We start from the raw sequence: 21505 nt of genomic DNA, 5'->3' as shown, positions 1-21505 counted from the left end.
ATAGATCGCCGCCAGCCCGACATAATGGCTTTTAAATTAAATTTAAATCTTATTCAGCACATGAATATAAAATAAGAACCGTCATTTCAAATTAATGATAATGACGGTTACATAAAAAATATATTATACATCATGTTTAGCGTCGGGCGGCAACCTGCGCCTGCCGACGGCGCATCGCCCACGCCAGCTGGATAATATTCAACAGTACCACCACAGCGGTGGCGGCAAATACCCAGCGGAACCCGGCCATCGCCGACACGCCAGCCCCCATCAGCGGACCGGCGACATTGCCTAAATACATAAACGACTGGTTATACCCGAAGATGCGCCCGGTCACCTGATCGCTGGAATATTTGATCAGCAGGGTTTGCACCGCAGGCAGCATCGCGCCATCGGCAAAGCCCAGCAGGAAGCGCAGGACCCCAAGCTGGAACGGGGTGGTGACAAAAGACATGGCAAAGAACAGCACCACCGCCACCACCAGCGTGGCCATCAGGATACGCCCGGTGCCAATCCGATCCCCGAGCTTGCCCAGCCGTGGAGCAGACATCAGAGCAGACACCCCCGGCACGGCGGCAATCATCCCGCTGAGGAAAGCAACATTGCTGCTCTCTGGCGTCATCGACTGGATAAACAGCGCCAGAATCGGCCCCACTGAACCGTTGCACAGCTGGATAACCATCGTCGTGACAAACAGGCTGATCACCAGTCCCGGATAAGGCAACGAGGCGAAAACGGCCTTGCCGCTCAGGCGCTGGGCCTTGCTGACGCTCGGGCGCGCGCCCTCCTTAATTAAAAAGAAGGTCACCAGGAAACTTACCATCAGCAGGAAGGCGGTAATAAAGAACACCGCGCGCAGGCCAACGTGATCGGCCAGGAAGCCACCCATCAGCGGGCCGCCAATCACGCCGCTGATCTGCGCAGTCGACAGGGTGCTGATTGCCCAGCCGCTGCGCTCCCGGGGAACCTGCGAGGCCACCAGCGCCATTGCATTGGGAATATAGCCGGAGGTCAGCCCCATCAGCGCGCGCAGCAAAAAGAGCTGCCAGACGTTGGTGGCAAACGCCTGCAGCAGGATCGCAACGGCCATCCCGAGCGAAGCGCGCAGCAGCATCAGCTTGCGCCCTTTGCGGTCCGCCAGGCTGCCCCACATCGGTGACACAATGGCCGACACCAGGAAGGTGACGCTAAACGTCAGGCCGGACCACATCGACAGCGCCTCGTGCGACGAGACGCCAAGCTGAGCCACGTACAGCGGCAAAAAGGGTAAAATCTGGCTGATGGCCAGCCCGGTGAAAAAACAACCAAACCAGACCGAGATGAGGTTAACCTTCCAGGATTCCATAAGCTGATACTGTCTTTATTTTGCGTGAATTCGCCACCAGATTAGCAAGTTACGTTATGCCGTATGGCGTCAGAGATGCCACCGGGATGACTTCGGCATTTTATCTTCCCAGTCATCATATCTGTGAAACATGTCACATATTTTCGCCTTTCGGCTGGTGATTTATGCTCTACGGACAGTAGCCAAATCCGCGCATCCCCAGATGAAAATGGTTAGCGTGGGCCGCGTTATAGTCCGGGCCAAGAGCGTTACCAAAGTAGCCGCAGCTGGCGCTCAGCAACGCCCGCAGCCACGGCTCTGTTTTGGCATTCTGCCAGCCGCGCAGAACGCTCACCCGCTGGCCGTTATCCAGCGTAAAGCCGCTGATATCCAGCGCATGCGCGCTGGCATGCTCGCTGCGTCGGGCATCGGGGCGGTGATAGATATTGCGGCAGGCAAAGCTGCCAAGATGGTCAATTCGCGTCAGGCTGCTGCCCATCAGGGTGCGGGTCAGCGGCTGGGCCTGCTGGCTGACGAACAGCGCCGAACTGAGCGCCAGCGGGCAGCTGGCGAGAAAACTGCTGCTGAGGCTGACGGGGCCAAAATTGCGCACCCGCACCACGTTACTCAGCGGGCACTCTCCCCCGGTCTCCGCTACCGACTGGGTGCGGATCAGTTGGCGCGCGTTAGCCTGCGCCAGCAGCGTTTCGCAATGTTCAGGGGTCAGGCGCCTGAGCTTAAACTGGGTCAGCGTGCCGGGGGGATCGTCCAGCTGGAGCGGCGCAAAGGGGTTGTAGTGCGACGGAAGCCAGCGGTAGCCCGCTGTCATCGCAGCGATAATCACAAGACAGATAATCAGACCTTTTCCCTTCACTCTCCCCCCTCGATGATGTGCCACAACATTATGGCAGAAGGCGGCGAATCCCGCCGGGCATCGTGATATGGTAAGGACTTTGAGTCAGACAGGATGAGTGGACGTGATGGCGAAGTTGCGGGTAGGTATTGTCTTTGGGGGTAAATCAGCGGAGCACGAAGTGTCTCTCCAGTCGGCCAAAAATATCGTTAACGCGATTGATAAGAGCCGCTTTGAGGTCGTGCTGCTGGGGATTGATAAACAGGGCCAGTGGCATGTTAACGACGAAACCGGCTATTTGCTCAATGCCGACGACCCGGCGCACATCGCCCTGAACCCGTCAGAAATCAGCGTGGCCGCCGTGCCAGGCGTGATGCAGGGCCAACTAATCGATGCCCGTAGTGGGCAGGCGCTTGCGCAAATCGACGTTATTTTCCCGATTGTTCACGGAACGCTGGGCGAAGATGGCTCCCTGCAGGGGATGCTGCGGATGGCGAATCTGCCGTTCGTCGGCTCCGACGTGCTCGGTTCCGCCGCCTGCATGGATAAAGACGTCACCAAGCGCCTGCTGCGCGATGCCGGGCTGAACGTGGCGCCGTTTGTCACCCTGACCCGTGCCAACCGCGAGCAGCACGCATTTGCCGATCTCAGCGCCCGCTTCGGCCTGCCGCTGTTCGTCAAACCGGCGAACCAGGGCTCCTCCGTCGGCGTCAGCAAAGTGAATAGCGAAGCACAGTTCAACGACGCGGTGCGACTGGCGTTTACCTTCGATCATAAAGTGGTCGTTGAGCAGGGCATTAAGGGACGTGAAATTGAGTGCGCGGTGCTGGGCAATGACTTCCCGCAGGCCAGCACCTGTGGCGAAGTGGTGCTGAACAGCGATTTCTACTCTTACGATACCAAGTACATCGATGACCAGGGCGCGCAGGTGGTGGTTCCCGCCGCGCTGGATGCCGAGGTTAACGACCGGATCCGCGCCATCGCCATTGAGGCTTATCAGGCGCTGGGCTGTCGCGGCATGGCCCGCGTCGACGTCTTCTTAACGGAAGATAACCGGGTGATAATCAATGAAATCAACACCCTGCCCGGCTTTACCAACATCAGCATGTACCCGAAACTGTGGCAGGCCAGCGGTATCAGCTACCCTGAACTGATCACCCGCCTGATTGAACTGGCGCTGGAACGCTACGCCGCCGACAGCGCGCTGCAGCTCTCGGTCAACGGTTAATCGGCTTCGTTCGCCGTCGGCTCTTCCGGGCGACGGCGAATGATAAACCCTGCCAGCCAGAAGCTCACTACCCACGTCACCAGCCCGACCGCATAGGTTTGCCAGCCCTTCGCTTCAAAGCCCAGCAGCCCCACTACCCCATTCAGAATAAAGATCAGCCCAATAGCAAAGGCGTAGTAATGCCAGTCACGGCGGATTTTGGCAGGCAGTTTCATGGTCGCTCCAGAAGAAAAAATCTATCCTCGCACAGTTTTGCCATCAGGTCTGTGGCGGATGCGGAAAATCTGAAATGAGAATGAATTTTACTTAAGGTGACGATTTTGTGATGACAAGCGGAAATCACTCATCCAGGAGAATTCACCAGGCCAATTTACCACGATTCTGATATTGACATCCGCGATGTGGTGTCAAACTCAGCAGGAACAACAGGCACCAGGCCAGGCAGATAATTCCGGAGGCAGTTATGGCAGACTTCAGCATGTCGAAGCCGATTTTTAGCACTAAGCAACCCAAAACCTCCACGCCAGGTAATATCGCTTATGCCGTGTTTGTCCTGTTCTGTTTCTGGGCAGGCTCGCAGCTGCTCAACATCCTCGTCCATGCGCCAGGGGTGTACGAGCACCTGATGCAGGTTGAGGATAGCGTTCGTCCGCGCGTTGAGATTGGACTCGGCGTCGGGACCATTTTTGGTTTGATCCCGTTCCTGCTGGGCTGTGCGGTATTCGGCGTTATCGCCCTGGTGCTGCGCTGGCGTCGTTACCACTAATTCAGCGCCATGCAGCGCGCCCGGCGGTCGTCCACGCGCTGGGCAAACCACGCGGTGGTCAGGTTACGGGTGATTTTCGGACTCTCCAGCTGGATCCCCGGTAACATCTCTCTCGGCAGTTTCTTCCCGGCTTTCTGCTCCGCCAGCTTATACACCTGCAGATACAAATCGGTCTTCTCAAACGCCAGACTGTCGCCTTTTTCAAGCTGACGGCGGATCTCACTGTCGCTCATCCCCAGCTTGCCAGCGAGCTTACGCACCGTCAGTTCGGTTTTACCGGCATTGCTGCTGCCGTAGGCAATCAAATCCCCGTCCAGCGCCAGCTTCACGCCGCTGGCGCGGCTGACGGCGTTCTGGAATGCGGCGTTGCGGCTGGCGTACCAGCCCGCGTTAAAGTCAGCAAAGCGGTAGAGTGGCGCAGTGTAGCTGGCGGGATAATTCAGCAGATGGTAGGTGCCAAACCACAGGCCACCGCGCAGGGAGAAGACCTCCTGACGGACCGTATTCTCGATTTTCCACGGGTAGCCGTTGGTGTGTTTCTCAGCAAAGGCGATGCTGACCTGCATCGGCCCGCCGGTATGCACCGGGTTGAGGGAGCCAAACAGCGTCTGCCCCATCGGCACCATACCGATCATGTCATCGAAAATCGCGCTCAGCTGCTTCTCGGTTTTCACCGTATCCAGCCGCTCGCTGTAGCTCTTGCCGTTCGGCGAATTGATTTTTAGCGCCGTATGCACCAGGAACGCCGGGATGTGCAGTTTTTCCGCCCGTCGGTCAATCTCCTTCCAGGCAATCTTGTTCAGGCCAGGCACCGCCGGGTCGGACTGATACATCGACTCCTGCTGCGCCACAGCCAGCACCGAGCAGATATTCTCCTCGGTGGGGGCAATTTTCTGGCTCTCGAAGGTTTTCGCCAGCGCCGAGGCCCACTGGTCACGATCTTTTACCGTGGCGGGCATTTTTTGCCGCACCACGCTTGCCACATCGACGGGCTTTTCGCCCTTTTTCAGCGGGGCAGCGTCCTGCCCGGCACACCCGGCCAGCACCAGCACAGCCAGCAGCGATAACGGTAACGCACGCGGTACGGCAAAAGACATAACAACTCCCTGTATTAACTCAATGTATGGGTGACTTCCTGTACCGGCTGGCCATCCAGCTCACGCTCAAAGCTGCGCAGACGCTTATAGATGGACATCAGCTCGACCAGCGTGGTCCAGGAGCTGATCAGATACTGGAACGATCCGCGTACCTGGCCGAAAACGTTAGTAATTTGGGTCATCAGACCGAGCGTAATCGTACCGGCCACAATCGACGGGAACAGCAGGAATAAGCCGAAAACGTTGTCCACCTGCAGGTATAAAATACGGGCGATGTTGAAATACATGTAGTGGAAATAAAGACGAAAATAGTTGCGACGCACCGCGCCAAACAGTTCGCGTACGGTTGGCGGTGATGCGCGGCTGGCATCGTCTTCGCCGTACACCAGCTCTTTACGGTAGGCGGCCTCAACGCGCTGGTTTTTGAACTCCAGCCCCGGCAGCTTGATCCCTACCACCGCCAGCAGGCCGGTGCCGATCAGCGACCAGACAATCGCGGCGATCACCAGGCCATACGGCAGGTGGCCGACAATCGGCAGCTCCGGCACGTGCGCGGAAAGGGTTACCAGCACCGGCAGGAAGGCGATCAGAGTCATAATGGCGTTAATAAAGCTGACCCCCATATCCTCAAGGGTTGAGGCGAAGCGCATGGTGTCTTCCTGCACACGCTGGGCCGCCCCTTCGATATGACGCAGCTGCTGCCAGTGCGCCATATAGTATTCGTTCATCGCGGTACGCCAGCGGAACACGTAGTGGCTGACAAAAAAGTTATTCATCACGCCAATGATAACGGCGATGAGCGCAATCCCGAGGAAGATCCCCACCTCGTGATAGAACTGATTAATGGTGACTTTATGCGGCGAGCTAAGCGCCGTCTGGATCAGGTCATAGAACGGGGCATACCAGGCGTTGACCGCCACGCCCACTTCCACCAGAAACCAGGTGACAAAGATGATCAGCGCCGTACCAAGAATCGACCAGTACTGCCAGCGGTGCGGCGAGTAGATCACCCAGAACAGGGTAAACACCCCGACGCACAGGGCGTAGTACGCGTAAAACAGCAGATAGCTCAGGGACCAGAAACGCGCCGCGCTGATGGGCACATCACCGGTCGCGCCCGTCAGACGCTCAAGCCAGGCACCCCCGCCCGCCTGCCAGAAAATGACGGCGACCAGGGCCCAAATAAAGGCCGAAAGAAAAAAGGGTCCCGGTTTGGGGAAAAACGACTTGAACATAATGCTTCCTTCTTTTTTTGTTATAAACACTGCTGTAGACGACGGATTATCAGACCTGTCAGCCTGGCATTAGTTCGCCCGTGAGGCCTCTCCCGGCGCGAAAAGGCGGACTCAATGCGCGCCTATCATAAGCGCAATGTCACAAAACGGGAGATCGTCTGTCACGAAATTGTTCGTATTTACCCGCGGTTACGTTTTTCTCGCTATGGTTAGCCTGTTCAGGCCTTTGCAAACCGCGGTTTAATAGTATAAATACGCATACTTTTTCATTCACTTCATGGATGCTTTCGTTGAAACGTTGTCTGTTACTTTCTGCCGTGTTGTACGCCGCCAGCCTCACCAGCGTGCAAGCTGCCCAGCCTATTGCCGATCCGGCTTTCGCTTCCGATGTTGTTGATCGTTACGCGAATCTTATTTTTTATGGCAGCGGCGCAACCGGGATGGCACTGGTGGCAATTGACGGTAACCAGCGCGTATTCCGCAGCTTTGGTGAAACGCGTCCGGGCAATAACATCCACCCGCAGCTTGATTCCGTGGTGCGCATCGCCTCCCTGACCAAATTAATGACCAGCGAGATGCTGGTGAAAATGCTCGACCAGGGCGTAGTGAAACTGAACGATCCGCTCAGCAAATATGCGCCACCGGGGGCCCATGTGCCAACGTACCAGGGCGCACCGATCACGCTGGTCAACCTGGCGACCCACACCAGCGCCCTGCCGCGCGAACAGCCGGGTGGCGCCGCACACCGTCCGGTCTTCGTCTGGCCAACCCGCGATCAGCGCTGGAACTGGCTGTCGACTGCCAGCCTGAAATCAGCTCCGGGCTCGCAGGCCGCCTACTCCAACCTGGCGTTTGATCTGCTGGCCGATGCGCTGGCCACCGCCACCGGTAAACCTTACAGCCAGCTGTTTGACGAGCAAATTGCCCGTCCGCTGGGGATGAAAGACACCACCTTTACCCCCTCCCCCGATCAGTGCAAGCGCCTGATGGTGGCAGAGAAAGGGGCCAGCCCGTGTAACAACACCCTTGCTGCCGTGGGCAGCGGCGGCGTTTACTCCACGCCGGGGGACATGATGCGCTGGATGCAGCAGTTCCTCTCCTCCGATTTCTATTCGCGCAGCAATCAGGCCGACAGAATGCAAACCCTGATCTATCAGCGCAGCCAGCTGACGCGGGTGATTGGCATGGATGTTCCGGGCCGTGCTGACGCGCTGGGCCTGGGCTGGGTCTATCTGGCACCGAAGAACGGGCGTCCGGGGATTATTCAGAAAACCGGCGGCGGCGGCGGATTTATCACCTATATGGCGATGATCCCGCAGTCTAACGTGGGTGTATTTGTGGTGGTAACGCGTTCGCCGCAGACGCGCTTCGTCAATATGAGCGACGGCGTTAATCAGCTGGTGGTCGAAATGAGCGAGAACAAACCGCGGGTGATTCCGGCCTCCTGATCATCATTATTCAGCAAACAAACGCTCCCCCGGACGCTTATTTAACGTGAAAGCGCTCCGGGGTGAGGTATATACGCAGCGGCAATGCTTGAGAAATAAACGACAATTTTCGTAAAACAGACAGATTTTATTTCAGTTACACTAGCCTTCCTTGTTCCACAAACCTCAGGCATCTCATGACCGATTTAATTGCTCGTCCCCGTCGTCTGCGCAAATCCCCCGCCCTGCGCGCCATGTTTGAAGAGACATCCCTGACCTTAAACGATCTGGTGTTGCCGATTTTTGTTGAAGAAGAGATCGATGACTATAAAGCCATCGAGGCCATGCCGGGCGTGATGCGCATTCCCGAGAAGCACCTGGCGCGCGAAATTGAGCGCATTGCCAATGCCGGTATCCGCTCAATCATGACCTTCGGCATTTCACACCATACCGATGCCACCGGCAGCGATGCGCTGAAGGAAGACGGTCTGGTGGCGCGTATGTCGCGCATTGCCAAACAAACCGTGCCGGAGATGATTGTCATGTCCGACACCTGCTTCTGCGAATACACGTCGCATGGCCACTGCGGCGTGCTGTGCGATCACGGCGTCGATAACGACGCGACCCTGATCAATCTGGGCAAGCAGGCGGTGATTGCCGCCGCCGCTGGCGCTGACTTTATCGCCCCGTCGGCCGCGATGGATGGCCAGGTGCAGGCCATTCGCCAGGCGCTGGACGCGGCAGGCTTTACCGATACGGCGATCATGTCCTACTCCACCAAATTCGCCTCGTCGTTCTACGGCCCGTTCCGTGAAGCAGCCGGTACCGCACTGAAAGGCGATCGCAAAACCTACCAGATGAACCCGCTCAACCGCCGGGAAGCGATTCGTGAATCGCTGCTCGACGAAGCCCAGGGTGCCGATTGCCTGATGGTGAAACCGGCTGGCGCATACCTTGATATCCTGCGCGATATCCGCGAACGCACCGAGCTGCCGCTGGGCGCCTACCAGGTGAGCGGTGAGTACGCGATGATCAAATTCGCCGCTCAGGCGGGGGCGATCGACGAAGAGAAAGTGATCCTCGAAAGCCTGGGCGCGATCAAACGCGCGGGCGCGGATCTGATCTTCAGCTACTTCGCGCTGGATCTGGCCGAGAAGAAAATTCTGCGTTAATCCGCTTTGCCCGGTGGCGTAGCGCTACCGGGCCTTCCACACAATCTTCACCCCTCTGCAATGCAAACGACATCTGGCTATTCTACTGTCCGGGAAAGACAGCAGGAGGAGCTACCATGTTTAGTCTCGACAGCGTTCTCGACGATCTTTGGCCGCAGGCGAGGCCTGCACCCTGGCAAAAAAGGCTGTTAAGCAAAGTATTACACGAAGAGGAGTTCCAGCAGTTCGCCGCCGACCACCCCCACCTGAAAGGACTCGATATGGTGGAACAGGTTCTGGAACATCTTGATATTCTCTGCACTATCTCATCCCGCGATCTCGAACAAATCCCCGAACATGGCCCGCTGGTCATCATCTCAAATCATCCAACGGGCACCCTCGACGGGCTGGCGCTGATGTACGCCGTTTCCCGCGTGCGGCGTGATGTCAAAGTCGTGACTAACCGCCTGCTGACCCATCTTGAACCGCTCAGCTCGCTGTTTATTCCGGTGGATAATCTGGGCGGCAAAACCGCCAAAACATCGCTCGTGCAGATGGAACAGCATCTGCAAAACGCGGGCGTGCTGATTTTCTTCCCGGCGGGCGAAGTCTCGCGCCCGACGCGCCACGGTATCCGCGATAAAAAATGGCACTCCGGCTTTATTAAGATGGCGAGCAAGCTGCGCGTCCCGCTGCTGCCGGTGCATATTCATGCGCACAACAGCCTGCTGTTTTATGCCAGCACGCTGATTTCCCCCACGCTGTCGATGCTGCTTCTGATGCAGCAGATGTTCCGCCGTCAGCACAGTCGACTGCCGATTAAAATTGGTCAGCAGATCCCCTGGAGCCACTGGTTCAGCGCCACGCTCTCCCCGCGTGAGATGGCTGAACAGTGCCGTCAGCACGTGATACGTCTTGGCAAGGGACTGCCGGGCAGGTTCAAAACACAATCCGCCATTGCCCGGCCAGAAGACCGAGCCACGCTCAAGCGCGCGCTGGCCCAGACAGAATGTCTGGGGAAAACCGGCGATGGCAAAACCATCTATCTGTGGCAGCGCAACGGTCAGGAAGATGTGCCGATATTGCGTGAGCTGGGGCGTTTGCGTGAAGTGGCGTTTCGCGCGGTGGGTGAAGGCAGCGGCAAACGTCGGGATACCGACAGCTATGACGACGACTATCTGCATCTGATTTTGTGGGATAACGAGGATCTGGAGATCGTCGGGGCGTATCGTTTTATGCCCACCGCTCAACAGGTCGAAAACCGTGGGCTCGGGGGGCTGTACAGCTACAGCCTGTTTCATTACGACGACAAAATGGAAGACGTGCTGGCGCACGGCATTGAGCTTGGGCGCAGCTTTATTCAGCCGCGCTACTGGGGCCGCCGTGGGCTGGACTATTTATGGTCTGGAATTGGCGCTTATCTGGCGCGTTATCCGCACTATCGCTACCTGTTCGGCCCGGTTTCGATCTCGGGTGGATTACCGCCCGCGGCGCGGGATCTGCTGGTGGCATTTTACCGGCTGTGGTTCCCGGCCAGCCATCCTCTGGCCGTATCGCGCCAGCCTTATCCGGCTTCGCTGCCCGACGTGCTGGCGCAGTTTGCGGGGGTCGATTACGTCGAAGACCTGACCCGCCTGAAATCACTGCTCGGCAATCTGGGCTGCGGTATCCCGCCGCTGTATAAACAGTATTCCGAACTCTGCGAGCCCGGTGGGGTACAGTTTATCGATTTTGGCAGCGACCCGGCGTTCAACAACTGCGTGGATGGGCTGGTGCTGGTGGACTTGTGCTACCTGAAGGCCAGCCGCTATCAGCGCTATATCGAAGCACATTTAGCACCCTCACCCTAACCCTCTCCCTGGAAGGGAGAGGGACAGTCAGGTGCCGTGTGTGAAGATGAGCACGTATAGCTTTTCTCCCTCGCCCCTTTGGGGAGAGGGCCGGGGTGCGGGGATCAGCCCGCACGGAAGAAAGGTTTATCCCCCAAAATCGTCGCACGCTGCATGATGCGTCGCTGCGGCAGGTAATCCGCATTGGCGTAGTGCTGGGTCACCCGGTTATCCCAGATCGCCAGATCGTTTTCCTGCCAGCGCCAGCGCACCTGGAACTCCGGCCTGGTGATATGGGCAAACAGGAACCCTAACAGCGCCGCGCTCTCTTTCTCACTCACATCGACAATTCGGGTGGTGAAGCCCTCATTGACGAACAGCGCCTGCTTGCCGCTGACCTGATGGGTACGCACCACCGGATGCAGCAGCGGCGGATGTTTCGCCACCGCCTCCAGCCAGCGCTGATGCTCTTCTTCTGTCTTGCGGTACTTATATTCCTGGAACGATTTCTTAAAATCGTGCTCGGCGCGCAGTCCGCTCAACAGCTGTTTAAACGGTTCGGACAGCGCGTCATACGCCGCAATCCCGCTGGTCCACAGCGTGTCACCGCCCGTTTCCGGCAGCAGCTTCGCCGCCAGAATCGCCCCGGCTGGCGGGGTCTCAATAAAGGTCACGTCGGTGTGCCAGTTGTCGTTATCCGGCGGGTTATCGTTATGAGTATCCAGCACGATAATTTCTTCAACGCCTTCCGCATGCGGATAGACCGGGTGAATGTGCAGATCGCCAAAGCGCAGGGCCAGCGCGCGCTGCTGCTGCGGGGTCACCGCCTGCTCGCGCAGGAACACCACCTGATGGCGCAGCACCGCATGATACAGCTGCTCAAACTGGTTATCGCTTAACGGCCGGGTCACATCCAGACCCGAAATCTGCGCACCAATGTACGGCCCCAGCGGGGTAATGGTCAGACGTTCACTCATTGTATCTCTCCATGCCAGGGCGTCAGACGGCGCTGTAGCGCGCGCAGCCCCAGTTCTAAACCAAAGGCGATCACGGCGATCACCATGATCCCGGCCAGTACCACGTCGGTCGCCAGGAATTCCCCCGCCGACTGCACCATAAACCCTAACCCACGCGTCGCGGCAATAAGCTCCGCCGCCACCAGTGTCGACCAGCCCACGCCTAACCCAATGCGCAGTCCGGTTAAAATCTCCGGCAGCGCGCCGGGTAAAATCACAAACCACAGTACCTGCGCGCGGCTCGCCCCCAGCGACTGTGCCGCCCGGAGCCGCACCTGCTGGGCACTTTTGACCCCCGCTACTGCCGACATCGCCACCGGGGCGAAAATCGCCAGATAGATCAGCAGGATCTTCGAGGTTTCACCGATGCCAAACCAGATCACCATCAGCGGCAGATAGGCCAGCGGCGGCACCGGTCGGTAGAGTTCGATCAACGGATCGAGGATCCCGCGCACCGTCGGACTGAGCCCCATCGCGATCCCCACCGGGATACCGATAATCACCGCCGCCAGCAGCGCCACCAGAATGCGCCCGAGACTCGCCGCCAGGTGTTGCCACAGGGTGGCATCCATAAACCCTTGCGGACCGGCAATCGAGAATAATTTTGTCAGGACCTGCCCTGGCGCGGGCAGGAACAGCGGGCTCACCCACTGCTGGGCCGCCACCGCCCACCACACTGTCAGCAGGACCAGCAGCGTGCCGATGCTCAGCGTCAGCTGGCGCGACAAGGGCCAGCGTAGCGACAGGCGCTTTTGCGCCGTTTTGTCATTCACCACAATGCTCATGAGAAGGCCTCCCGCTGGTCAAACACCCGGCTCAGCACATACTCGCGCTGGGCGATAAAGTCCGGATCGGATTTAATGCTGCGCACCGGTTCACCGGCGACAAAACGGCGGGCAAAATTGAGCGCCAGGCGCTCCCGCACCCGCCCCGGCCCCGGCGACAGCAGCACCAGTTCGGTCGCCATAAACACCGCTTCCTCGATGTCATGGGTGATCAGCAGTACCTGCTTGCCGGTCTCATGCCACAGGCGCAGCAGCAGGGTTTGCATCTGTTCCCGGGTAAACGCATCCAGCGCCCCGAAGGGTTCATCCAGCAGCAACAGCTGCGGATTGGCCGCCAGCGCCCGGGCGATCCCGACGCGCTGACGTTGACCGCCGGAGAGCTGCCAGATAAAGCGTTTTTCCGCCCCCTCCAGCCCGACCTTTTTCAGCATTTCCCGGGCGATATTCAGCCGTGCTTCCCGCGCGGTGCCTGCCAGCTGCAGGCCAAAGGCGACGTTTTCCTGCACGTTACGCCACGGCAGCAGCCCTTCGTTCTGGAACACCACGCCGCGATCTGCTCCCGGCCCTTCCACCCGCTGGCCCGCCAGCTGAATACTGCCGCGCTGATAAGGCACAAACCCGGCCACCAGATTGAGCAAGGTGGTCTTGCCGCAGCCCGAAGGTCCCAGCACCACCAGCAGCTCGCCGCTGTCCAGCGTCAGGTTGATATCTTCGAGCGCCGGTTTGCCGTGGTAATCGGCGTAAAGGTTGGAAATATGCAGCATCGCGGCCTCCGGTTATTTCACGAAACGATCGGTCACGTACTGGCTGTAATCGGTCGCCACGGCGGGCACTTTGCCCTGCTCTTTCAGGAATCCGGCGGTGTCGATAATCGCTTTATTGACCGGGCCTGCCAGCTGCTGCAGCTGCTGGGCAGGGGTCAGGTAGGTATTCCCTTTCACCAGTCCCGGCACGTCGGCCTCGGGCACGCCGCTCAGACGGGCGAGTTTTTCGAGATTGGCAGGCTGTTTTAGCCACTCGTCCGGGTTAGAAATGTAGGGCTGCTGCGCGTCGATGGCACTTTTGGCGAAGGCCTTCACGATCTCCGGGTGCTTCTCAGCGAAGTCTTTGCGCACCACCCACACGTCGAGGGTTGGCGCTCCCCACTGCCCCACCTGGGCGGAGTCGGTCAGCACGCTGCCGTCTTTCTCCAGCTCGTTCACCGCTGGCGACCAGACGTAGGCCCCGTCGATGTCGCCCCGCTGCCAGGCGGCGATGATCGCTGGCGGCTGCAGGTTGATGATCTCGACCTGGCCCGGCTTGATCCCCCAGTGTTTCAGGGCGGCGAGCAGGCTGTAATGGGTGGTAGAGATAAACGGCACCGCGATGCGTTTACCGATCAGGTCTTCGGGTTTGGTGATGTTTTTCTTCACCACCAGCGCTTCGGAATTCCCGAGCTGGGAGGCGAGCAGGAACACTTCGATGGGCACCTGCTGACTGGCAGCGACCGCCAGCGGACTGGAGCCGAGGTTGCCAATCTGCACGTCGCCGGAGGCCAGCGCCCGCACAATGCTGGCGCCGCTGTCGAACTTACGCCAGTCCACTTTCGCGCCGCTGGCTTTCTCGAAGGTGTTGTCCGCCTGGGCCACTTTGGCGGGCTCAGCCGAGGTTTGATAGGCGACGGTGACATCCACCGCTTGCGCCTGGAATGCCCACAGCGCCAGGGCGCCAAGTAAGGTGATACGCGATGAAATTGCCATAATGTCTGCTCCCCTGGTTGTTATGGAGGCAGTATTTCTGGCGGCGGAATTTTGATAAAGGAATTAAAAAGCATCGTTAATGCCGAATCGTTTTTAGAAAAAAAGTGGCAATAGATAGTTAATTTTGGGGAGAAGGCTGGCACGAGGAAATATGAACCACCACCGCTGCCACTCCCCCCTTCCACAGCCAAAACGATCCATTTATTGCAATTATGTTACATCCGTTACATAACCACAGGCACAGGATTGCCACCCCTGCCCTGACAGGCATCATAGGCAAACTATTCATCAAAGGTATCGGACATGATCAAAGTGGTGCTGGTGGATGACCATGTGGTGGTTCGCTCCGGGTTCGCCCAGCTGTTAAATCTGGAAGAGGATCTGGTGGTCGAAGGCCAGTACAGCAACGCCGCTGAGGCCTGGCCCGCGCTGACCCGCGACGCCATCGACGTCGCCGTGCTCGACGTCGCCATGCCGGATGAAAACGGTCTTAGCCTGCTCAAACGCCTGCGCCAGCAGCGCCCGACGTTTCGCGCCATTATTCTGAGCATCTATGATACGCCGGCCTTTGTACAAAGTGCGCTGGATGCCGGTGCCAGCGGGTATCTCACCAAACGCTGCGGCCCGGAGGAGCTGGTGCAGGCGGTGCGCTCGGTCGGGATGGGCGGTCATTATCTGTGTGCCGATGCGGTCAAAGCCCTGCGCGGCGGGGAGCCGACGTCCCAGGCGCTGGCCGCCCTGACCCCGCGCGAGAAAGAGGTGTTCGAGCTGCTGGTCAACGGCGACAGCGTGAAGGAGATTGCCTTCAGGCTCGAGCTCAGCCACAAAACCGTGCACGTCCATCGCGCCAACGTGCTGGGCAAACTGCAGTGCAGCAGCACCATTGAACTGGTGCATTTTGCCCTTGATAACCAGCTACTGAACGGCCACTGATGCGGCGCTCCCTGCGGCACATTATCCTCTCGCTGTTCATTATGCTGGCCTGGGGCACCGGCTGGCTGATGCTGTGGACGCTCAGTTTTTACCTGACCCAGAACGGCCAGCAGGCGGTGCTGTTCTTGCCCCAGGGCGTCTATCTGGCGCTGCTGATCCTGCTTTCGCGCCGTTTCTGGCCCGCCTTGATCCTGCCCACGCTGGCCGCCATTCTGTGGCTGCACAGCGAACAGCTAATGACCCAGCCCTTGATGCTGGTCGTACCGCTGCTGGGCACCGCTTCGGCGTGGCTCGCGCAACACTACTGGCACCGATTTACCCTGTACTGGCAGCGCCTGTCGCTGCTGATTGCAGTGGTGACGCTCAACGCCCTGATCCAGACCCTTTTACTGGCACCGTTTCTCGACAGCCCAACCACCCTGATTGCGCTGGCCTCCTTTACCGGCGGCGTGCTCCTGACGCCGTTTGTTTACCTGGTGTTTGAGTTTTTGCGCCAGCAGCACCGCTATCATCTGCTGGGGCTTGATACCAGCAACCCACCCCTGCGCAGCTCGCTGATTATCTGGTGCAGCCTGTTTTTTATCATCGGCATCGGCACCCAGATGGTGCTCTCCCCGGCGCTGGAACGGCTGCTGCTGATCGTGGTGTTTTTGCCCAACGTGGTGATGGCGTGGAAGTTCGGCTGGCAGGGCGGCGTGCTCTCCGGGCTGCTGGGCAGCATGATGATCACCATCGCCCGCCAGGTCGGAGTGGGGTTCAGCGATCTGCTGGAGCTGGAGATTTTCCTCGCCACCCAGTCGCTGCTGGGGATAGGGCTGGGGATCGCCATCAGCCGCCAGCAGCATCTGGCGATGAATCTCGATCACTACCGCCGTCGGCTGGAGGACGAACTGCAGGCCCGCCGGGCGCTGGCAGAAAAGCTGATCCACTCCGAAGAAGACACCCGCAAACAGCTGGCCCGCGAGCTGCACGACGAAATCGGCCAGAACATCACCGCCATTCAGATTCAGTCCCAGCTGGTGAAACGCACGGGCGATACGCCGCAGGCATTAGAAGCCGCGGGGCAGATTAACGACCTGGCGCGCCGCATTCATCACTCCACCCGCCAGCTGCTGCGCCAGCTTCGCCCGCCGGTGCTCGACGAACTGTCGTTAAACGAGGCGCTGCACCATCTGGTGAGGGAGTTCGCCTTTGCCGAGCGCGGGATCGCCTGCCGCTTTGATTACCGACTTACCGCCCCGCCGCAGAGTGAAACCCTGGTCTTTACCCTCTATCGCCTGCTGCAGGAGCTGCTGAATAACGTCAGCAAACATGCTGATGCCAGCGAAGTCAGCGTCCTGCTCTGTCAGCAGGGTGACCAGCTGCGCCTGGAGGTCAGGGATAACGGCAGCGGCATCAGCCCGCAGCAGATCCCCGGTTTTGGTATTCAGGGGATGCGCGAGCGCGTCCACGCCCTGGGCGGGGAATTCACCCTCGAATCGCAGGGCGGCACGCGCGTAATTGTTAACCTGCCCACAATTTTGCAACAAACACACCGCTAACCAGGAAAAAGTCTTAGTCACGCCAGACTTTCTCTCATCCCTTTTTCGTCGCACTTTCATACAGTCATCTCAAACGGAGAACGCCATGCCCGCACTGTCAGCTGAACAGGTTACTCAACGCTATCGCCGACTGCGCCCGCGACTGCTGATCTGCATGGTGATTGGCTACGCCGCGTTTTACCTGACGCGCAAAAGCCTCAACTACGTACTGCCGGCTCTGCAGATGGATCTGGGGCTGAGTAAAAGCGACATCGGCCTGATCGGGTCGCTGTTTTACCTGAGCTACGGGCTGTCGAAATTTGCCGCCGGACTGTGGCACGACAGCCAGGGTCAGCGGGCTTTTATGGGCATCGGCCTGATAGCAACCGGGGTGCTGAACGTGCTGTTCGCCTTCGGGGACTCCCTGCCGCTGCTGCTGTTTATCTGGACGCTGAACGGCTTCTTTCAAGGATGGGGATGGCCGCCCTGCGCCAGATTGCTGACCCACTGGTATTCGCGCAACGAGCGCGGCTTCTGGTGGGGATGCTGGAATACCTCTATCAACATTGGCGGGGCCATTATTCCGCTGATTTGTGCCTTTGCCGCCCAGCGTTGGGGCTGGCAGGCAGCGATGCTGACACCGGGGATCATCAGTATCGTGCTCGGCCTGTGGCTGACCACACAACTGCGGGGCACACCGCAGGAAGAGGGTCTGCCCACGGTCGGGGAGTGGCGCAACGATCCGCTGGAGTTGCGCCAGCAGCAGCAAAGCCCACGGATGGGACTGTGGCAGATGTTACGCACCACCATGCTGCAAAACCCGATGATCTGGCTGCTCGGGGCGTCGTACGTGCTGGTGTATCTGATTCGGATCGCCCTCAACGACTGGGGCAACCTTTGGCTGTCGGAGAGCCACGGCGTCAATCTGCTAAGCGCCAATGCCACGGTGATGCTGTTTGAAGTGGGTGGTTTGCTGGGGGCGCTTTTTGCCGGATGGGGATCGGATCTGCTGTTCAGCGGCCAGCGTGCGCCAATGATTTTGCTGTTTACGCTGGGGCTGATGGTGTCGGTGGCCGCCCTGTGGCTGGCACCGGTTCATCACTACGCCCTGCTGGCAATGTGCTTTTTTACGGTGGGATTTTTTGTCTTTGGTCCGCAGATGCTGATCGGCCTTGCCGCCGTGGAGTGCGGACACAAGCAGGCCGCAGGCTCGATTACCGGTTTTCTCGGCGTGTTTGCCTATCTGGGGGCGGCGCTGGCCGGATGGCCGCTGTCACTGGTTATTGAACGCTACGGCTGGTCGGGGATGTTCAGTTTGCTCTCGATTGCCGCCGTGCTGATGGGTTTGTTACTGATGCCGCTGCTGATGGCGGGCATCACCGCGTCTCGCAGTCACATAACGTCACAAAAGGCTGAATAATGAAAACAACACTTCTCTCTACCCTTATTGTCTCTGGGATCGCAATGGCGACTTTCTCTGGTGCCGCACAGGCCAAAGGCCGTCTGGTGGTCTATTGCAGCGCCACCAATGAAATGTGTGAAGCCGAAACCAAAGCGTTTGGCGACAAGTACGACGTCAAAACCTCGTTTATTCGCAACGGCTCCGGCAGCACGCTGGCAAAAGTCGATGCTGAGAAGAAAAACCCGCAGGCTGACGTCTGGTACGGCGGCACCCTGGATCCCCAGTCTCAGGCCGGTGAAATGGGCCTGCTGCAGCCATATAAATCCGCCAATCTGGCGCAGATCATGGAGAAATTCCGCGATCCGGCCAAAGTAAAAGGCAACCTCTCTTCTGCGGTATACGTAGGCATTCTGGGCTTTGGCGTAAATACCCAGCGCCTGAAAGAGAAAAACCTGCCGATCCCGCAGTGCTGGAAAGATCTGACCAAGCCGGAATACAAAGGCGAGATCCAGATTGCCGATCCGCAAAGCTCCGGCACCGCCTACACTGCGCTGGCGACCTTCGTGCAGCTGTGGGGTGAAGATCAGGCCTTTGATTACCTGAAGCAGCTGAACAGCAACGTCTCTCAGTACACCAAATCCGGCATCGCCCCGGCGCGTAACGCCGCCCGCGGTGAAACCGCCATCGGCATCGGCTTCCTGCACGACTATTCGCTGGAAAAAGAGCAAGGCGCACCGCTGGAGCTGATTTCGCCGTGCGAAGGCACCGGATATGAAATCGGCGGCGTCAGCATTCTGAAAGGCGCGCGTAACGAAGAGAACGCGAAGCTGTTCGTGGACTGGGTGCTGTCGAAAGAGGCGCAGGAGCTGGCGTGGAAACAGGGCAAGTCCTACCAGATCCTGACCAACACTACCGCAGAAACCTCGCCGAACTCGCTGAAGCTGGATGACCTGAAGCTGATCAGCTACGACATGGATAAATACGGCTCAACGGACGTGCGTAAAGCGCTGATTAACAAGTGGGTCAGCGACGTGAAGATGGGTAAATAACCCCCTTCTTACGACCCTTTGCCGGGGCGGCCTGAACGCCGTACCCGGCCTACAACACCGGAAAACCTATGTCACAGACACTCGCTCTCCATCCCGTGAAAAAACGGGATGCGGTATTCCTTTGGGTTTTCGTTAGCTGGCTGGCTTTTGCCCTGCTGCCAAGCTGGAGCCTGGATTACGGCCTGCTGGAATCCACCCGCGACGAGATCCTCGACGCCTATAGCTGGTCGCACTTCAACATCAGCTGGCTGTGGTATCTGCTGCCGAGCCTGCTGCTGCTGCGCCCGTTTAACTCCGCCCGCCGCGAACAGCGCAGCCGTCACTATTTCGACGCTGGCTGGGCGCTGCTGTGCATGGCGTTTATCGTTATCAGTGCCACCGTCGAAGAACGCGGTTTAGGCTACGCCGCCATCGTACTGTTTGTGGCGCTGGGGGCGATTATGTCGCTGGCGCTCACCCGGCTGGAGTGGCTGGGCGGCGACCGCTTTGTGATCGGCTCGCTGATTGCCATCGTCGCGCTGATCGGCATCTTTATCGTCTGGCCGAGCATCGCCATCTTTATTCCGATGTTCACCAACGATGCGGGCGAATTTGCGCCGCTGGCATTTATGAATGTGCTTTCGCAGTCGCACATCATTCAGGTGATCATCAACTCGATCCTGCTCTGCGTGGCGGTCGGGATCGGCTGTACCTTCTTTGGCCTGGTGCTGGCGATCTACACCACCCGCATTGCGAAACGCAGCGCCATTATTGGCCGCATCTTCTCGATCCTGCCGATCGTCACCCCACCGTTCGTGGTGGGTTTAGGCGTGACGCTGATGATGGGCCGCTCCGGCTACATCACTGAGCTGATGGTCGACTGGTTCGGTCTGACCAACACCAACTGGCTGTACGGGTTTACCGGCATCTGGCTGGCGCAGGTGCTGGCCTTCACCCCGATGGCATTTATGATCCTCGATGGGGCGATCAAAACCATTCACCCGTCGCTGGAAGAGGCCTCGTACACCCTGCGCGCCAGCCGCTGGCAGACCTTTAATGGCGTGTTTGTCCCGCTGCTGAAACCGGCGCTGGCAAACGCCTTCCTGATCGTCATCGTCCAGTCGCTGGCCGACTTCAGTAACCCGCTGGTGCTGGGGGGTAACTTCGACGTGCTGGCGACGCAGATCTACTTCTACATCACCGGCTCCCAACTGGACTACCAGGCGGCGAGCACCCTCGGCGCATTCCTGCTGCTGTTCTCGCTGCTGGTGTTCTGCATTCAGTACATGTGGATCGGCAAACGCTCGTACGTGACCGTCTCGGGTAAATCGTATCGCGGCGACGTTCAGCCGCTGCCGGTGACCCTGGTGTGGAGCGTGGTCGTCCTGCTGACGGTGTGGATCGCCTTTAACGCCCTGCTCTACGGCAGCATTTTCTACGGCAGCTTTACTGTCAACTGGGGGGTGGATTACACCCTGACGCTGGATAACTTTATCAAGCTGTTCGGCCAGGGCATGAGCGACGGTGCGTGGCCTTCCCTGCTCGACACCCTGCTGTACGCCGGGATCGCCGCCCCGATCACCGCCGGTTTTGGCCTGCTGATCGCCTGGGTGGTGGTGCGCCAGCAGTTCCGTGGCAAAAAGACCATCGAGTTCACCACCATGCTGTGCTTCGCGGTACCGGGCACCGTGGCGGGCGTGTCGTACATCCTCGCCTTTAACAGCGCCCCGGTGTACCTGACCGGAACGGCAGCGATTGTGATTATTTCGATGGTGATGCGTAACGTGCCGGTGGGGATTCGCGCCGGGATTGCGGGCTTAGGGCAGATTGATAAGTCGCTGGACGAGGCCTCGCTCAGCCTGCGCGCCGGGAGCTTACGCACCATTACGCACATCCTGCTGCCGCTGCTGCGTCCGGCTATTTTGTCGGCGCTGATCTACAGCTTTGTACGCGCCATTACCACCGTCAGCGCCATTGTGTTCCTCGTCACGCCGGATACCCGCGTGGCCACGGCCTACATTCTGAACCGTGTGGAAGACGGCGAATACGGCGTAGCGATTGCCTACGGCTCGATCCTGATTGTGGTCATGCTGGCGATCATTTTCCTCTTTGACTGGCTGATCGGTGAGGCTCGTACCTCCCGTTCAAAAGCCAAAAACCAGGCGTAACACT

19 protein-coding genes are annotated in these 21505 nt (G+C 58.8%); 10 read left to right on the top strand and 9 right to left on the bottom strand.

Annotation, left to right across the window (positions count from 1 at the left end; genetic code table 11):
• Positions 1 to 136: 136 nt before the first annotated feature.
• Together M8014_RS01790 and M8014_RS01785 are read right to left on the bottom strand one after the other, a co-directional pair.
• On the bottom strand, positions 137 to 1345 hold the full coding sequence (locus tag M8014_RS01790) for a multidrug efflux MFS transporter (RefSeq protein WP_271280852.1): 1209 nt from the start codon (positions 1343 to 1345) through the stop codon (positions 137 to 139).
• A 169-nt stretch (positions 1346 to 1514) separates the two neighbouring features.
• Complete coding sequence (locus M8014_RS01785) at positions 1515 to 2198, bottom strand: extensin-like domain-containing protein (protein ID WP_271280851.1); 684 nt, start codon at positions 2196 to 2198, stop codon at positions 1515 to 1517.
• Between the two features lie 106 nt (positions 2199 to 2304).
• On the opposite strand from M8014_RS01785, the gene ddlA reads away from it, so the two are divergent.
• Complete coding sequence (gene ddlA, locus M8014_RS01780; protein WP_271280866.1) at positions 2305 to 3405, top strand: D-alanine--D-alanine ligase; 1101 nt, start codon at positions 2305 to 2307, stop codon at positions 3403 to 3405.
• On the opposite strand, the gene M8014_RS01775 is transcribed toward ddlA, so the two are convergent.
• Positions 3402 to 3620: a DUF2754 domain-containing protein gene (locus M8014_RS01775; RefSeq protein ID WP_271280850.1), complete on the bottom strand. Its 219-nt coding sequence runs from the start codon at positions 3618 to 3620 to the stop codon at positions 3402 to 3404. The two genes, ddlA and M8014_RS01775, sit on opposite strands and share 4 nt — an antisense overlap.
• A 248-nt stretch (positions 3621 to 3868) precedes the next feature.
• Here M8014_RS01775 and M8014_RS01770 point away from each other — a divergent pair, with 248 nt between their 5' ends.
• The gene (locus M8014_RS01770) at positions 3869 to 4171 is read left to right on the top strand and encodes a DUF2755 family protein (RefSeq protein WP_271280849.1); all 303 of its coding nucleotides are present in this window, start codon (positions 3869 to 3871) and stop codon (positions 4169 to 4171) included.
• Here M8014_RS01770 and M8014_RS01765 read toward each other — a convergent pair.
• Both M8014_RS01765 and sbmA read right to left on the bottom strand, forming a co-directional pair.
• Positions 4168 to 5268 (bottom strand): DUF1615 domain-containing protein, encoded by a 1101-nt coding sequence (locus tag M8014_RS01765; protein ID WP_271280848.1) that lies wholly within the window; start codon positions 5266 to 5268, stop codon positions 4168 to 4170. The genes M8014_RS01770 and M8014_RS01765 overlap by 4 nt on opposite strands.
• A 14-nt stretch (positions 5269 to 5282) precedes the next feature.
• Positions 5283 to 6503 carry a peptide antibiotic transporter SbmA gene (gene sbmA / locus M8014_RS01760; RefSeq protein WP_271280847.1) on the bottom strand — a complete coding sequence of 407 codons (1221 nt, stop codon included), beginning with the start codon at positions 6501 to 6503 and terminating at the stop codon, positions 5283 to 5285.
• Positions 6504 to 6793: 290 nt separating this feature from the next.
• Here sbmA and ampH point away from each other — a divergent pair, with 290 nt between their 5' ends.
• The 3 genes from ampH (at position 6794) to olsF (ending at position 10931) form a co-directional block, all read left to right on the top strand.
• Complete coding sequence (gene ampH / locus M8014_RS01755; RefSeq protein ID WP_271280846.1) at positions 6794 to 7951, top strand: D-alanyl-D-alanine-carboxypeptidase/endopeptidase AmpH; 1158 nt, start codon at positions 6794 to 6796, stop codon at positions 7949 to 7951.
• Between the two features lie 176 nt (positions 7952 to 8127).
• Positions 8128 to 9102, top strand: coding sequence for a porphobilinogen synthase (hemB, locus tag M8014_RS01750; protein ID WP_271280845.1), 975 nt, complete (start codon positions 8128 to 8130; stop codon positions 9100 to 9102).
• A 116-nt stretch (positions 9103 to 9218) separates the two neighbouring features.
• Positions 9219 to 10931 (top strand): bifunctional ornithine lipid synthase OlsF, encoded by a 1713-nt coding sequence (olsF, locus tag M8014_RS01745; RefSeq protein ID WP_271280844.1) that lies wholly within the window; start codon positions 9219 to 9221, stop codon positions 10929 to 10931.
• A gap of 104 nt (positions 10932 to 11035) precedes the next feature.
• Here the strand turns inward: olsF and tauD are convergent, their stop codons facing one another.
• From tauD to tauA, 4 genes are read right to left on the bottom strand one after another with little or no spacing between them, the layout of a single operon-like run.
• Positions 11036 to 11887 carry a taurine dioxygenase gene (gene tauD, locus M8014_RS01740; RefSeq protein WP_271280843.1) on the bottom strand — a complete coding sequence of 284 codons (852 nt, stop codon included), beginning with the start codon at positions 11885 to 11887 and terminating at the stop codon, positions 11036 to 11038.
• The gene (gene tauC / locus M8014_RS01735; protein ID WP_271280842.1) at positions 11884 to 12711 is read right to left on the bottom strand and encodes a taurine ABC transporter permease TauC; all 828 of its coding nucleotides are present in this window, start codon (positions 12709 to 12711) and stop codon (positions 11884 to 11886) included. The genes tauD and tauC overlap by 4 nt, the downstream gene beginning before the upstream one ends.
• Positions 12708 to 13475 (bottom strand): taurine ABC transporter ATP-binding subunit, encoded by a 768-nt coding sequence (gene tauB / locus M8014_RS01730; protein ID WP_271280841.1) that lies wholly within the window; start codon positions 13473 to 13475, stop codon positions 12708 to 12710. The genes tauC and tauB overlap by 4 nt, the downstream gene beginning before the upstream one ends.
• 12 nt (positions 13476 to 13487) lie before the next feature.
• Positions 13488 to 14450: a taurine ABC transporter substrate-binding protein gene (gene tauA, locus M8014_RS01725; protein ID WP_271280840.1), complete on the bottom strand. Its 963-nt coding sequence runs from the start codon at positions 14448 to 14450 to the stop codon at positions 13488 to 13490.
• A gap of 303 nt (positions 14451 to 14753) precedes the next feature.
• On the opposite strand from tauA, the gene M8014_RS01720 reads away from it, so the two are divergent.
• The 5 genes from M8014_RS01720 to M8014_RS01700 all read left to right on the top strand — a co-directional run bounded on the left by M8014_RS01720 (position 14754) and on the right by M8014_RS01700 (position 21501).
• The gene (locus M8014_RS01720) at positions 14754 to 15383 is read left to right on the top strand and encodes a response regulator transcription factor (protein WP_271280839.1); all 630 of its coding nucleotides are present in this window, start codon (positions 14754 to 14756) and stop codon (positions 15381 to 15383) included.
• A complete protein-coding gene (locus M8014_RS01715; protein ID WP_271280838.1) occupies positions 15383 to 16924 on the top strand; it encodes an MASE1 domain-containing sensor histidine kinase in 1542 nt (513 codons plus the stop codon). Before M8014_RS01720 ends, M8014_RS01715 begins: the two co-directional genes overlap by 1 nt.
• An 85-nt stretch (positions 16925 to 17009) precedes the next feature.
• A complete protein-coding gene (uhpC, locus tag M8014_RS01710) occupies positions 17010 to 18323 on the top strand; it encodes an MFS transporter family glucose-6-phosphate receptor UhpC (RefSeq protein WP_271280837.1) in 1314 nt (437 codons plus the stop codon).
• The gene (locus M8014_RS01705; protein ID WP_271280836.1) at positions 18323 to 19354 is read left to right on the top strand and encodes an ABC transporter substrate-binding protein; all 1032 of its coding nucleotides are present in this window, start codon (positions 18323 to 18325) and stop codon (positions 19352 to 19354) included. Before uhpC ends, M8014_RS01705 begins: the two co-directional genes overlap by 1 nt.
• Positions 19355 to 19422: 68 nt before the next feature.
• The gene (locus tag M8014_RS01700) at positions 19423 to 21501 is read left to right on the top strand and encodes an ABC transporter permease (RefSeq protein WP_271280835.1); all 2079 of its coding nucleotides are present in this window, start codon (positions 19423 to 19425) and stop codon (positions 21499 to 21501) included.
• Positions 21502 to 21505: the final 4 nt, after the last annotated feature.

The sequence above is a fragment of the Silvania hatchlandensis genome, assembly GCF_025564065.1.
GTDB lineage: Bacteria > Pseudomonadota > Gammaproteobacteria > Enterobacterales > Enterobacteriaceae > Enterobacter > Enterobacter hatchlandensis.
Note: the sequence above shows the minus strand (reverse complement) of the source record. Positions and strands in the feature narration are given on the sequence as shown.